Annotated in this window: 7 protein-coding genes and 1 pseudogene; 3 read left to right on the forward strand and 5 right to left on the reverse strand. The window is 38.1% G+C overall.

Going from position 1 to position 15,433, the window contains the following annotated elements; translation table 11 throughout:
* Window positions 1-3: 3 nt before the first annotated feature.
* Window positions 4-1,263: a peroxiredoxin family protein gene (locus ACFO6W_RS08310; protein WP_379995223.1), complete on the forward strand. Its 1,260-nt coding sequence runs from the start codon at window positions 4-6 to the stop codon at window positions 1,261-1,263.
* 181 nt (window positions 1,264-1,444) lie between these two features.
* Here ACFO6W_RS08310 and ACFO6W_RS08315 read toward each other — a convergent pair.
* The 3 genes and pseudogenes from ACFO6W_RS08315 to ACFO6W_RS08325 form a co-directional block, all read right to left on the reverse strand.
* Window positions 1,445-2,035, reverse strand: a pseudogene (locus tag ACFO6W_RS08315) (NAD(P)-dependent oxidoreductase); the annotation flags it as partial.
* A gap of 124 nt (window positions 2,036-2,159) precedes the next feature.
* A complete protein-coding gene (locus ACFO6W_RS08320; protein ID WP_379995225.1) occupies window positions 2,160-2,570 on the reverse strand; it encodes a hypothetical protein in 411 nt (136 codons plus the stop codon).
* Window positions 2,571-3,406: 836 nt separating this feature from the next.
* The gene (locus ACFO6W_RS08325) at window positions 3,407-4,300 is read right to left on the reverse strand and encodes a helix-turn-helix domain-containing protein (protein WP_379995227.1); all 894 of its coding nucleotides are present in this window, start codon (window positions 4,298-4,300) and stop codon (window positions 3,407-3,409) included.
* A gap of 688 nt (window positions 4,301-4,988) precedes the next feature.
* Between ACFO6W_RS08325 and ACFO6W_RS08330 the strand changes: the two genes are divergently transcribed.
* A complete protein-coding gene (locus tag ACFO6W_RS08330) occupies window positions 4,989-5,843 on the forward strand; it encodes a helix-turn-helix domain-containing protein (RefSeq protein ID WP_379995229.1) in 855 nt (284 codons plus the stop codon).
* 662 nt (window positions 5,844-6,505) lie between these two features.
* Here ACFO6W_RS08330 and ACFO6W_RS08335 read toward each other — a convergent pair.
* Together ACFO6W_RS08335 and ACFO6W_RS08340 are read right to left on the reverse strand one after the other, a co-directional pair.
* On the reverse strand, window positions 6,506-7,477 hold the full coding sequence (locus ACFO6W_RS08335; protein WP_379995231.1) for an arsenic resistance protein: 972 nt from the start codon (window positions 7,475-7,477) through the stop codon (window positions 6,506-6,508).
* A gap of 121 nt (window positions 7,478-7,598) precedes the next feature.
* Window positions 7,599-11,858, reverse strand: a complete 4,260-nt coding sequence (locus tag ACFO6W_RS08340; RefSeq protein ID WP_379995233.1) for a hybrid sensor histidine kinase/response regulator transcription factor — start codon at window positions 11,856-11,858, stop codon at window positions 7,599-7,601.
* A 320-nt stretch (window positions 11,859-12,178) separates the two neighbouring features.
* On the opposite strand from ACFO6W_RS08340, the gene ACFO6W_RS08345 reads away from it, so the two are divergent.
* Window positions 12,179-15,430 carry a SusC/RagA family TonB-linked outer membrane protein gene (locus tag ACFO6W_RS08345; RefSeq protein WP_379995235.1) on the forward strand — a complete coding sequence of 1,084 codons (3,252 nt, stop codon included), beginning with the start codon at window positions 12,179-12,181 and terminating at the stop codon, window positions 15,428-15,430.
* Window positions 15,431-15,433 lie beyond the last annotated feature (3 nt).

Genomic DNA, 15,433 nt, shown 5'->3' on the forward strand with positions numbered 1-15,433 from the left:
ATAATGCACAAAACCATCAGGCTTTTCAGCATTCAATCCTTACTTTTACTGCTTCCGTCAATATTCTTTGCCCAGTCCGTATCCGTCCGGCTACCGTGGTATGCCGGACGCGACTATTATTTCTGCCTGCCGGAAGGGGCTAAGGAGGACACTATCGGAAGAGGGAAACTGGATGCCGGAGGCAGGGCGTCTGTTACCCTGCCACGAAACTACCGGGGAGTGGGACGCCTCTCTATCAGGAAATACGGCAAAATATGGAATATCGTTATCAACGGCAAAGAGGATGTTTTAATGAGTGAAGCCCCCTCCGGCTCCCCCGAAGGGGCAGGACAGGAAGCAAGCCCTGTATTTGAAGGCTCAGCCGAAAATAGTTTCCTGATTAATTCACTTGCCCGGCAAAACAAGATCATAAGCGAATATGTCGAAGTTTCGGGCCGTCCTCAAAACCAAAGCCCGTCCTATGTGCTGGCTCCGCCTGAACAGCATATGCTGGCATTGGATAATGAGTATAAGACTTTTCGCAAAGAAATAAATGACAGCCCTTTGTATGCCGCCCGCATAGTGGAGATACTGAATTGCCTTTCGGGAACAGGCAGTTCTTTCAATGTGTCGCAGGAGGGCATATTGGAAGAATTGAGGGATTTTATTGTCGGTAAGGTCGATTTTGGCGATCTGTACACCAGTGGTTTCTGGCAGCCTGTATTCGAAGTATGGGTGCAAACTTCGGTCAACGACAGCCTGCTGCTCAACGATGCCCGCCATATGATCGACAGGTGCGGCAACGATATATTTATCCGCAGGGAAGTAACGCAGGCTATTATCCGTATGTTCACTAAATATGCAAAAGACGCCCTGCTTGCCGAACTCGGCACGGAATACCTTACTATGCCTCTGAACGGGCAGCCTGCACCGGAGATCGTAGCAGGCGATAGCCTTTTCCTTCCCAAACACAGCCTGATCGTTTTTTACGAGACAGGTTGCGGCAACTGTCATAATGAGTTGGAGGAACTGAAAAGTAAATATAAACTATTGACAGATAACAATATCCGTGTGATAACCATTTCCGCCGATGTGGATAGGAATGTATTCGTGGAAACGGCAACGGGTTTTCCTTGGGTAGACAAGCTTTGCGACTTCAAAGGCTTCGACGGGGAGAACTTCCACAACTACGGCATTGTAGGTACGCCCACATTTATCCTGACCGACAGGGAAGGTATTGTGCGGGGACGGTACGCACAACTCAGGGAACTGTTTAAGAACTGAGGAATAGTATAGATTATAGAGCTTACTAAATATTATCGCTTAGTTTTGTTTAGTTTGTATTTTGACCCGGTGAGCCACGACGGTTCGCCGGGTCGAATACGTCAACGCCCACCGAAAGGCAAAATCCTGAAAAGGCAGGAGAAGCCAATAAAAGACAAAAAGTCTGTTAGTCAGTAGATTAACAGACTTTTTCGCTCCGGGCGAGAAGTTCACCCAATGGTAGAAAATGATAACCCTTGTTTCTTGCATCTTCTTTTTCTTTTCGGGCAAAATAAGCTATGTCCGCGCCAAAAAAGCTCAATGCGTCAGCTATCATGCCTCCCGATTTACCCAGTCCTATAATACCGGCCTTCAATCCTGTAATTTCGCGGGGCATCCCATCCCAAGGTTCCTGTCCGAATCCATGCAGACAACGCACAAGCTCGCTTATCACATATTCTACCACTCCTTCGTCACCATAATCCCGGATGCCTGTTACGGTAATACCCCGTTCGTTAGCATAACGGATATCCACGTTGGCGCTTTCGGGAGAATACAGAGAACAGCACATCCCGATATATTTAATATCGGGACATCTTTCCAAGATATAACGATTGATCTGTGATGTATAACTCAGGAGTACAGCGTCTGCATCTCCTATGCGCGCAACAATAGCGTCGTCGCCTATAGGTATATCCTGATGCATAACAACTTCTTTTGCAAAAAAATACAATTCCTCCGCAGCCGGCGGAATCAGGCTTACGGGCTCTATGGCTACAAGTTTTTTAAACATATCCTTAAAGATTAGAAACAATAAAGATAGTAAAAGAAGCCTGCAAGGACAAATCCCTACTCTGCCTGCACTTACATTATACTATATTATCCCCAGTGCCATAACGGCAATACCCCACTCTGTATTATTTAGTTTCATTGTTAACAGGCAGGCTTATATTTAACCACTGTTCACCGTCCCATACATAAACCCCATCCGGCATTGCACCGTCCTGCTTATCTTTATTCTGGTGAAAGATCATCAGTCCGGTCAGATCTTCCTTCTTGTCGTTATAGTCAGGAGTATTCTCCTCTGCATAAGGCGATAAACTGGTACGGGATTTCAGTTGTACCTTGTACAAGACCAATCCTCCGTAGATCGCCATAGGCTTTGGTTCTCTTTTTTTGGGCTGCAATACCGTGTTTACCGTTTCTTCCTTTACCGGGTTCTTCTTTTTTTCAATAACCGGAGTGCCTGATTGGGAATATGCCGCTACTGTCAGCAGCAGACCGATAATAATACTCAATGTAACTCTGTAGTATTTTCTTGTTTCCATTTTTTTTGTTTGAAATGTTAATAAAATCAAGTTATATAGGCATACTGTTACCCGGTTCAGGGGGTTATCTGTATTTATGTCAATATGTTTCATCTTTATTATGTTATATAAATAGAAAATAGGATTACCCTACCTGTCGCAGACAAGGTAATCCGTAAAAGACAAAAAATTTCCGCATATAATATTCATAATGTAAGATAAAGACAATTGAGATGCGGAAAAAGGAATAATATTATTTAGATATATCATATTCTTTAAGAAAATCCGGATATTGGCGAAACTGATTATTCAAAATATTTCAGGTTTTAATGCCCGGAGATAAAGTATATGATTCTAATATTCTGCTATTAGGAAATAGTATTACCTCAATATATTTTTTTATTCTCATATATTCAGTCGTTTAATTTTCGTTTTGTTGTTTGCTTCTGTTCCTATTCCCATTCACGTTTGTAATGCATTGTGCATGCTGTAATACAGAACTATATAAAACTATCGGTATCAATAAACAATGTATCAGAATGCACAAACGGAAAAATCAGCGCTTTCGCAAAATATTATTCATCCATGTATGCCATCAACAGCCTGTAACCAGGCCATGATTTACTGTTTTTAATACTGTTCTTTTAATTTGTTATTCTTTATATTTATCCGTTGTCAATTACTCTCTGATAAAAAGTCAATTCTTATTCTGTATCTCTGAATTATTTCAATTGCAAAGTTATATGGATGAAACAAAAATGCTTTTACATATATCCACCATAATGTAACAAAAAATCGTACATATGTAAAACATAGCTGGTCAGGGGCTTTATTCTCAAAAAAAGGGTAGTTCCTTTCTAATTTTCCTGAAAATCCGGTTCACATCCGTTTTCCCATATCTTCCCGTATTTCCTTATATTTGAAGGTGTATCCCCTAAATATGTCTTGCAGAAATTGGTAAAATGAGAGATACTGGAAAAGCCGAATTCGTCACAAATATCTTTAAAGCTTTGTTTTTCGAGCCGTATTTCATAATAGATTTTTTCCGCCTTGTTCCGGAGCATCCATTTATACGGGGAAACGCCGAATACACGCTTGAAGTGCTTCTCGAAACCGGAAACCGAGTAATGAAGCGCCTCTGCCAATTCGCTTACCGATTTATAGTTGTGGCTATTACGCATAATATAAGATGAAAACACGGAATCGGCACTGAGAGCCTTACGAAAAAAAAACGATAAATCTTTCTGGGGATAAAAAGCACGCAGGAGAAAGAACAACTCTTTTACTTTATTCCGGTAAAATATACCGCAATATATTCCTTGGTTGATACAGGTCAGCACAAACTCAATATATTTCTTTATTTCCACATTTAGGTCTAAAAGATATAAATCGTCCATGGTTTGATCGTTTTCGTTCTCAAAAAACCTGGCAATATCCTCAATATTCATGCAATTGCAAAATGTAATTTGTTCCTGAAGCCGTATGATCAACAAGGTAGAATACTCTAACGCATTAAGTGAATAATGTTGATTTACAGGAAGATATACAGCCTTATTTTCTTCAATAATCGCTCCAGTATGACTTGCGAACGACAAAGAAACTTTTCCTTTTATAAGAAAAACCATCTTATCATTCAGGGAATTATTATCTATCAGGTCATTCTGATTCAGTTCCAACAACTGAATAGTAGAATGACGCCCTTTTTCTTTATAAGGGCACGATAATTTATCCGAACAATATAATTCGCTCATATAAATTGGCTAATAAAACAAAAAACTATAGAATGACCTTATCATTAATAAGACCAGGTTCAACTCGTCTCTTGTAAAAAGTAATAATTAAATTAAATGAAAGTAGAGATATAAATAAGAATAGGTACTTCTTGTAAGAATTTGTATTCGGCACAAATGTAGAGGTTTGAATTGAATTATTTTTTACATATTTCCTCCATTTTTTATTATTTTTCTTCCATCCTAATGGATGCAGTATAAGTATATTATCCCGATATGTATAAGCGATATATAAAAAAAATGTTATATAATCTTATATATTCTTATCGTGAATTTAGAGGTTACCCTTCCCGTTGTAATTATATTTTTTAAATTACTGAGAACAAAATCAGGCAGATAGGTGTTTAAAAGACAGACGGAATGGAGGACAAAAAATAGTGATTCGAAATAAACATTTTATCATTTCATCACTTTCTTCGTGTTGCATTATAGAACAAATATCATCATTATTGTTTGCAATTTGTATATTTCTAACAGCTTCGATTTGATAAATATTACAGGAATATTTAATCATCGTAATTATATTCATGTAGCAAATATCTTATTTAAGATTCATTTTCGGGAGTTTTCTTGAATGTCCGGCCCGGGCATAAGAGATATAATTACATAAAAATTCTCATAGCGGTCTATTAATTAAGGAATATAATTTATGAATACTTTCTGTGATAATGATTGCCCTATGGCTGAAAAAGAAGATCCTACCTTTGAACTTTTAAAACTGGATCAGGGAAATGTAATTAAAGAAATATCAGCCGAAGATATAATGGCCTTTGTTATTAAAGGCAAAATCGATTTGTCTATAGACGTATCTATTAATTCTGAAATAAAAGTAGATGACATCATATACCTGCCTATAGATTGTCACTACTTAGCTCGTATTCTGGAAGATTCAACTTTGCTAATTGTACGCATACATGATCCCATTTTATTTTGCAATTGCCTGCGTATCATGGATCTAATAAAAAGTAACCTTGACGAATGCTGTAAAAGTAAGCATTACGTATATTTACTGGAAACAAATCCGGAAATCAAACAGTTTATATCGTTTATCCAGACTTGCATTGATAAAGGCATATGTTGCAGGGAGTTTTTTCAACACAAAATCGCAGAATTATTCTTTCTGATGCGGGCATTCTATCCCCAGGATAATCTTGCCCAGTTTTTCAGTAGAGCATTACATTCTGATTCGGGCTTCTCTTCTTATATCACACATTATGGACATAACTATAAATCGGTAAGCGAATTGGCAGAGGCGCTTCATTACTCGGTTTCCGGTTTCGAGAAGCACTTCAAGCGTGTATTCGGCGTTTCCCCGTATAAATGGATGCTCCGGAACAAGGCGGAAAAAATCTATTATGAAATACGGCTCGAAAAACAAAGCTTTAAAGAAATTTGTGACGAATTCGGCTTTTCCAGTATCTCCCATTTTACCAATTTTTGCAAGTCGTATCTGGGAACTACCCCTTCCAACATCAGAAAATCCGGAAAATCCATTGCCTATTAACATAGGCAATTAATAGATAATCTTTCGTCTGTAAAGGCTAATATTCCCTGTATTTTATTTCTTATTTCTTATATATTAAAAATAAGCAAGAGGCTCCGTTGATTGACAAATATTTAAATTCTAACAATATCCCATTGTTACATTTTTTCACACTACGAGGAGAAAATGTAAAATATAATGGCGAAAATCTATAAAATTTATGTGAAATTTTAGAAATAACTTGCAGTCATAAATTGAATGCAAATTATATTGAATGAAAATAAGAGTGAAATACTGCATTTTCAATCCCAATTCATCGGCTGAAAATCGAATTATCAGATATGCTTCAATAAAGGCATACACTGTAGCTTCACAACACCTGGCGAACAATGATAATCTAAAGAGGATACAGTTATTAAATAAAAGATCGTGTAAAAGGACGGCATGGTTAGAAATGGAATAGCCCAGACAGCTATAAAACAGAAAGATCAGATATTACAGGCAATGTATAAGGCCTTTTTAACATAATGTCAAACAACAAATCCGGCAAATAAAAAATACAAGGAGGAATTATGCAAACAGGCATTTAGTTTACCTCATACGAGTATGAAAGAATATCTGCATTAATATTTCTTATACTCATTCTTTATTAATCTAAAACTTTAATTCCTTTTTACAATTTGTTATTCTTTTGTTTTACTGTTTGTCATGATCGGAATTACCTTGATATAAATCAGTTCAAACAGAATCTCTACAATAGTTTGTGTCACAATAACTGCGGCGACCAGCTGATTTTCAGGGGCAGGCAAAGATAACGCAAGCGGCAGAACGACTAAAGAATTTCTTGTACCGGTAGAGAATGAAACAGCCCGTGAACCATATACATCAACTTTAAATATTTTAGCCGAGAGCTTTCCTGTCAAAGGGGCAATAATGGCAAATGTAACATAGATCGGTACAACGGTTAATATTGGTGCCGGATCTTCATATAACATCCCGACTTGAGAAGCAATAACGACAAAAAATGTCAATGCCATAAGCGGGACTGGTAACCAACCCGAGAAACTCAAAATACTTTTTCCTATTCTATTATCTGACTTTGAGATTAACTGTGTTATTATTGAAAGTACAAATGGAATAACGATCAAATAAAAAAATGCTTTCACAAAAGGTGTAACCTCGATTATACCGACAGTCTCTTTTCCAAGAAAAAACCACAGGTACAGAGGTAATAATACCATTTGAAAAATAAACAGTAAGGGGGTGGAAGCCAAAACCGATTTGGAATCTCCTTTCCCCAAATGGGAAAAAACAATTACATAATCAATACATGGCGTCAATAAAACAAGAAGAACCCCAATACTGGTTACAGGGTTTAGCGGAAAAATACTTACTAAGAGCCATACAAGCAACGGTATCAGTATAAAGTTTCCAAATAAGAGAGCAGCGAAGAATGAGCGATTTTTTAATGCCTGTTTCAGTTCCAGAAAAGGAATCTGACAAAACATACTGTAAAGTAAAACCCCGATTATTGGTTCAATGGCGTGTTCAAATATATTCGATTGATCCCAGGCCAATCCAACGATAACACTGATCAACAGTATTATTATATAGATACTTATTTGCTTTTCTTCAAGTATACTTTTATTTATCATGAAATTTCTATCATTATGCAGGATTTACAAAAATATAACTATTCACAAGAATATCCAATATCTAACTAAAGCGAGGGAATATGTCAGGAATAAGAAAATGAAAAAAGCTTATAATCAATTATTAATTTTCTCTTCCTCCTTTAAATTGGACAGGTGATATAGAAAATTGCTCTTTAAAGCACTTACTGAAGTAGAAAGGGTCATTAAATCCTACCTTGTAAGCAACTTCAGAAACATTCAGACCGGTTGTTTTCAGTAGTTCTGCCGCTTTTTTCAGGCGTATTATCCGTACGTACTCATTTGGAGAGTAGCCTGTAATTCCTTTTACTTTTTTATAGAGCATGGTTCTTCCCAGATTCGTAGACTGAGCGAATACATCGACTGAAAAATCAGGGTTATCCAGATTTGTATCAATTATAGAATGTACTTTGTCTATAAAGGCTTTATCTTTGTCTGTCGTACAAATCGTGGTAAGTCCTATTCCGGGTTCCTGTGAAAATTTCTGCTGTAATTTCTCCCGTTGTTCGATAAGTTTAATAATCCGGGCCATCAGATATTTTGTACTAAAAGGTTTGATTATATAGGCGTCTGCACCCGATTGTATACCTTCTACCTGATGTTCTACAGATGAATGGGCTGTGAGCAGAATTATAGGAATATGACTTGATTGAAAATCCGATTTCAGCCTCTTTGTAACTTCAAAACCATCCATTTCGGGCATCATAACATCGCATATAATCAGGCTGGGTTGCTCATTTACAGCCATATTAAGCCCTTCAACACCGTTGGGTGCGGTCAGAATACTGAAAACAGGTTTTAATTGTTCCGTCAGGAATGACCTGATATCTTCATCGTCTTCAATAATAAGAATCTTATATGAGCTCAAAGTTCCGTTCAGGTTATCCTCTTCAAATATATTCTCTTCAATGGAAGAAGAGTTGATTACGGGTTCAGGATGGATGATGTTCTCTCTGTTATAATTGCTGTCGGCCAAAGGAATCGTTACAATGAACGAAGCACCTTCCCATTCGGATTCTGAATATTCGATACGTCCCAGATGTACATTAACCAGCTCATAGGTAAGATTAAGGCCGATACCAATGCCCGGTATGGAATAATTAATCTGTTTGAATCTCTGAAACAGCAAGTCTCTTTTATCCTGAGGAATACCCGTCCCCGAATCAGAAACGGTCAGTTGCCAATAATCATCTTTTTCGTTAAATTCAAGCTTTACTGAAATATTACCCTCGGCCGGAGTATGCTTAAAGGCATTGGACAGCAGATTGAAAGCCACTTTATCCATCTTTCCCCTGTCTAATAATGTTATTTTCGAATCTTTGTCCGATGAGAATGTGAAATTGATATGATTTTTATCCGCTGTCTCAGTAAATATATGATAGATGTCAGAAAAAAAACTAACAGTTTCTGTATATTCCAGAGTGAGTTCCATTCTGTCTTTTTGCATTTTCCGGAATTCCAGTAATTGGTTTATCAGCCTCATTAAGCGTAATGAACTCTTCTCTAAAATCCTGATCTGTTTTTTTAAGGGCGCAGGCAAAGACTTCATTTCACTCATATTCTCAATACTTCCACTGATAATGGTCAGGGGTGTCCTGAATTCGTGAGATATATTGGTGAAAAAGCGTAAACGATATTCAGTCAGCCTTTTTTCTACTTCGACTGCATTATGTAGCCTGTTCATTTTCAGAATAAGTTTGGACGCGAAAAAGCAGAGGATAAGCGCTGTAATAATATATATAGCAATAGCTTTCGACGATGTCCAGAAAGGCGGGACAACGATAATCTCCAACACTGTTTCCTGTTCGGCCATAATACCGGAACTATTGCTCCCTTTTACTCTGAAAATATATTTTCCCGCCGGAATATTCTTGTAAGTTGCTACATTATATTGCGTGATGGGATTCCATTTATTATCATAGTTTTCAAGTATATATGTGTACCTGTCGGAATACGCGTCCTGAAAATTTAATGATGAAAATTCTATGCTAAAAGAATTCTGACCATTCTTTAACTTTATGGATTTCGTTTCGGTAATGCTTTTACTCAAAGGCGAATCCTGTCCGTTAGGTACTGCCGGAATACCGTTTATGCGAAGCTTGGTCAATAATACCGGCCGGTCGGGAGCATTGTTTTTGAAGGAAGATGGATCGAGTATATACATTCCGTTATAACTCCCCAGCATAATTTCTCCGTTTTTTCTTTTGTAACTCGAAGACTCACAGAACAGATCACTTTCCCAAGTGTCGGGGAAACTGTAATTCTCGAAAATCATTGTATCCAGATTCAATTTAGAAACTCCGCTTTCGGTACTTATCCATAAATTGCCGTTATTATCTTCTTCTATCGATTGTACTACATTGTTTATCAATCCTTCTTCGGATGAAAAATGTCTGAAGCTGATTTCTCCGTTCAGACTGTTTTTCACGGCTAAATTAAGGCCCCCGCCCGATGTTCCTATCCAGATTTGCCCCCGGCTGTCTTCGAATAAGCATTTTACTTCACTATGATTTAATGAAGCGGGATTGTTCCTGTCGAAATGAAAACTTCTGATATCAGCCGGTTGCTTATTCATTTTATCAGGGGTAAAGGTGACGATGCCATTGTTCCCTCCGAGCCAGATCATGCCGGATCTGTCTTGAATGATACACCGGATAAACTTTTGTTCGTTAGATATAGCCGGTATCCTTTCAAAGATTAAATCTTTACCATCCTTCTTACAATAGAGTAATCCTGCGCCGAAAGTCCCTACCCACAGGTTTTCTTTCGAATCGATTAATATCGAGTATATACTGTTATTAGCAAGACTTATGGTATCTGTCGGGTTGTGAGTATATGTTTTATATTCACCTCTGTTACCGGAGATGACCAACAGGCCGTTTCCTTTGGTACCTACCCATTTATCGCCCTTACTGTCTTCAATCATGCAATACGGCATTCCCTGCGATAATGAGATAATATTCTTTGATTGAAGGTTTTCATCGAAGACGTAAATATTGCCACTTTTCGTTCCTATCCATATATCTCCGGACTTATCCTGGAAAATAGTCCTGATTATTCTGTTTTCAGCGTTGGTCTTATCCATATCCGGAAAAAATACCTCATTCTGGTATTTTGTCAATGAGATTTTAGAAATACCGGTATGTTCTGTCCCTATCCATATCTCTCCGGATTTATCTTCGAATACGGAAAGAAGATAATTGGTTTTAAGCCCGCTGTTGTAGCGGGTATAATGGCTTAATTCTCCCGTGTTCTGATCTAAGGCGAACAGGCCGTTCCCGTATGTTGTAATCCAGATTATATCCCGCGAATCGCAATAAATATCATACCTTTCCAGATCAATGACCGGCAGAATGGATTTAGGTATTAACTCTATACGCCTAAATTTTTGTATAGGCTTTTCATACTTCCATATATTACCCGATTTGTTATATATCCACGGGTTATTATTGTTATCGGTAAATATCCTCGTTCCGGTCAGTTCCTCACCATTAAAAATATCTTTTGCGTCGGTTACTACGGATAAGCGGATATTTAATATATATGTTCCTTGTTTCCCGGTAATCAGAATTCTGTTTTCATCCAGGACAGCAGTCTGATTAATAATAAATTTACCTCTTTGCGGATAGATATCGATCATGGAAGAATATCTCTTCTTATTTTTTTCTCCTACAATAATTTTATTGTTATGAGTAAAAAAGTAAATGTATCTGCCTGATTCTTCAGCTTTCTGAAAGTTAAGATTATTGTCTCCCGTGATATAATATTCAGGATTATCCCTTATTATCTTATACAACTCTTTATCCGTCCCCAACCATATCTGATTACCCGAATCTTCATATACGAAGTTTACTATATTGGTTTGTATGTTATTCTTATCGAATAATGTCGGCAAAAGCTCGTTATTCACGTATTGAATGCGGCATGCGCCTTCTTTTGTTCCCCACAGCCAGATATCCCCGTTTCTTGTCACCAGGATATCCAGATAACTTCTCGCCTCATTCTTTCCGGTATAATCGACAAACGATTCGGTATGAGTATCGTAACAGTCGACAATCCCGGATGTAGAGAGTATCCAGATACGCCCGTTGTTGTCCTCTACCGTCTTTTTTATTTTGCTTTCGGTGAGTGACAATAAATTGAATTGAGGGCGCATTACATCAAATTCACGGCCATCATAGCGGTTCAGCCCATTTATGGTACTGACCCATATAAAGCCCCGTTTATCCTGCATGATACTCCTTACAGTATTGTGGGATAGTCCGTTTTTATTAGTAATATTCTCAAATTTCAGACCGTCGATGGCATATACAGGGAAAGTCAGAAAATACAGAAATATACAGATTAGATTTAATTTACTCATTTAATCAAAAGGCAACAATACAAAATTATACAAGTTCAGATAAAGGGAAGTTCTTTTCTTCTGTTTTTACAGGTGCTGTAAACATTTATCCATGCAATTTAACGATTATTCCATACGACGGGAACTGCGACAAGCATAAAATCGATTTTACTACACAAAAATACAGGTATAATGTCAAATCTTCGATGCGCGGCCCTTGAAACATCAATACATTTGTTGCGAATATTTTTTCACATCTGAAACTACATTATAAATAATACTATTGAAAATTCAAATTTTGGTTCCATAACCTAACTAAATTTAATATCATGAATAATTGTATGAAAAAAGAACGAAAGCCAATTCTTTTCAAGGTATTGCTATTCTTTGCTTTATCGCTTGTGAATAGCAGTATCATTTTTGCACAAAATGGGATTACAGTTTCCGGTACAGTGCAGGACGAATTAGGAACACTCGTGGGAGTGAGCATCGCGATTAAAGGAACTACTACAGGTACATTGACCGATGTGGATGGTAAATTTTCATTAACCGTCCCAAATGATAAGGTAGTTCTTACTTTCTCCTTTATAGGCTATGTTTCGCAGAACATAACAGTAGGTTCCGACAGAATTTTCAATGTAACGATGAAGACTGAAGATAATTCTTTGGATGAAGTAGTAGTTATCGGTTACGGCACCGTGAGAAAAAAAGATCTGACCGGATCTACCGTATCGGTCAAAGGTTCCGATCTGGCCAACATTCCGGTAACTACAGCAGCTCAGGCCTTAGCCGGTAAAGCTGCCGGTGTGAATGTTATTCAGCAAAGCGGCGCACCGGGCGCTAATGTTCAGATCACTGTACGGGGCGGCACATCTATTACGCAAGGTACAGAACCATTGTATATTGTGGACGGTTTTCAAATGGAAAACGGTTTGCAGAATGTAGATATTAATGATATCGAAAGTATCGACGTGATGAAGGATGCTTCCGCAACGGCTATTTACGGGGCAAGAGGATCGAACGGTGTTGTATTGATCACTACAAAATCCGGTAAATCGGGAAGAACGGAAGTTTCTTATAATGCATATGTCAGCTTCAACCGTCTGGGCAAAAAACTGGATTTATTAGGAGTCGAAGACTATGTGAAATATCAATATGAATATAACGTGCTTCGTGGTAATGCGGATAGTTTTGCCAATTTTTTCGGAGGTGATGTCAATGCAGCTGACTTTTATTCCGGAGCTTATTCCAGAATCTCTCAAGAATATGGGAATCGCGCGGGAATCGATTGGCAGGATATTGTATTCGGTGATACCGGAATTACCCAGAATCACAATATAAATATAAGTGGTGGCACCAATAAAACCAGGTATATGGTGAGTTATAACTATACCGGTGAAGACGGTATTATGGAGAAACATGGCTATAAGAAAAACAGTATTCGCGCCAAGATCAATCATGAATTAAGTAAAGGTGTACGTTTCGATTTTGCTTCCAGCCTGCAAATGACCAAGGTTGACGGTGGTGGTTCGCTGGGAGGAAAGCTAAAGCAGACAATCCTGCAACCGATCACCGGAGGGGCAAGGTGGACAAATGAACAAATGATAGGTTCCGATATAGGTACGGAGATCGGTAATATAATGAATGATGCCAATTATGATGCTCAAAACCCGATTCTGGATAACAGGGCTATTACTAACGAGAAATATACCCGTTTAGCAACTGTCAATGCCGGACTTGAATTTGATCTTATAAAGAACATGACGTTCCGCACGGCCGGCAGCTATACATGGCAGCAGATTCGTAAAGATTATTGGGATGACGGCAGCACCAAACAAGCTAAAGCAAATAAAAGCCCTTATGGTTATGGCTCCCGGGATAATAGTGAAAAATATTCATGGCAGATCACAAATACTTTGAACTATGCATTCAACCTGAAAGAAGTACATCGTTTTAATGTACTCTTGGGACAGGAGACTTATTATACCGAAAATATGATGCTGGAAAATGAATACCGTAGTTTCTCTGATGGTAACTTCGGACTGAATGATGTGAGTATGGGAATCCCTTATACATGGAAGTCTGATAAGGAGAAAGTAGGATTGGTTTCTGTATTTGGCCGTCTTTCTTATAATTTTGATGAACGTTATCTTTTTACGGGTACCTTGCGCGGAGACGGGTCGTCCAAGTTTGCCAGAGGCAAGCAATGGGGATATTTCCCTTCTGCTTCGGGGGCGTGGCGTATTACGGAAGAGTCCTTCATGGAAAATGTAAAAACGATTATGAATAATCTGAAACTGCGTGTGGGCTACGGTATTGCGGGTAACAACAATATTAAAAACAATATGTATGCGACCTCTTACGGATCCGGGCATTATGGATATAACGGAGGAGATTATATTACATACATTCCCGGTACGACATTGGGGAATCCAGACTTGAAATGGGAGAAAACGACCACCACTAATATAGGATTAGATATGGCTTGGCTCAACAGCCGTTTTAACCTCTCTGTGGACTGGTATAATAATGAATCATCCAACCTGTTGATAGAAAATAAAATACCTACTTCCACCGGATATTCTACCCAGATACAAAATATCGGCTCTATTCGCAACAGAGGGGTTGAAATCGTGTTGAATACAACGAATGTTTCCACCAAAGATTTTACATGGTCGACTGATTTTAATATCGCATTCAACCGTTCGAAAGTATTGGATCTGTATGGAAGTGACGAACTCAATTATTTTATAAAAGATTATGAATCCCGTATGGGATACAAAATAGAAGTGGGACAACCTTTAGGACAGTTCTACGGACTTATTTATGATGGCATCTATACTACCGATGATTTTATTCAGAACCAGGACGGAACTTATACGCTGAAGGATGATGTACCCTATCTGAAAGGAAGTACCCGCTCCAGCGTAAAAGTAGGCGATGTGAAATATAAAGCGATTGCCGGTGAAACGGATCAGGATGGAAATCCTGTTTTCTCTGTCAATGACCGTACGGTTATCGGTAAAGCACAACCTAAATTTACAGGAGGTATGAACAATACTTTCAGGTATAAAGGTTTTGACCTGAACATCTTCTTTAATTTTGTATATGGCAATAAAGTGTTCAATATGAGTACACAACGATTTATTGGTCCATATCTGGCAAATCAAAATACACTATCGAAGATGAGCGACAGGTTTACATTGATAGATTCTGAGACAGGCAAAGAGAGTACTAATCTGGCAAGATTGGCTGAGCTGAATCCCAACCAGAACGGAGGTTTATTATGGAATATTTCTTCCAATAATAAGACAGCTATCAGCGACCACAGTAGTTATTACCTGGAAGATGGTTCTTATTTGCGTCTGAATAATATTACCTTGGGTTATACATTGCCTAAGAAACTAGTACAAAAGGCAAGGATCAATAGTGTCCGGGTCTATGGTACGCTGAACAATATCCATACATTCACTAAATATAGCGGTTATGATCCCGAAGTATCGGCAAGCGATAATGCTTTGACTCCGGGTATAGACAATTCTTCTTATCCACGGGCAAAAAGTTGGGTGTTGGGAGTAAATTTAACCTTTTAAATA

This window comes from Dysgonomonas termitidis, assembly GCF_042654545.1.
GTDB lineage: Bacteria > Bacteroidota > Bacteroidia > Bacteroidales > Dysgonomonadaceae > Dysgonomonas > Dysgonomonas termitidis.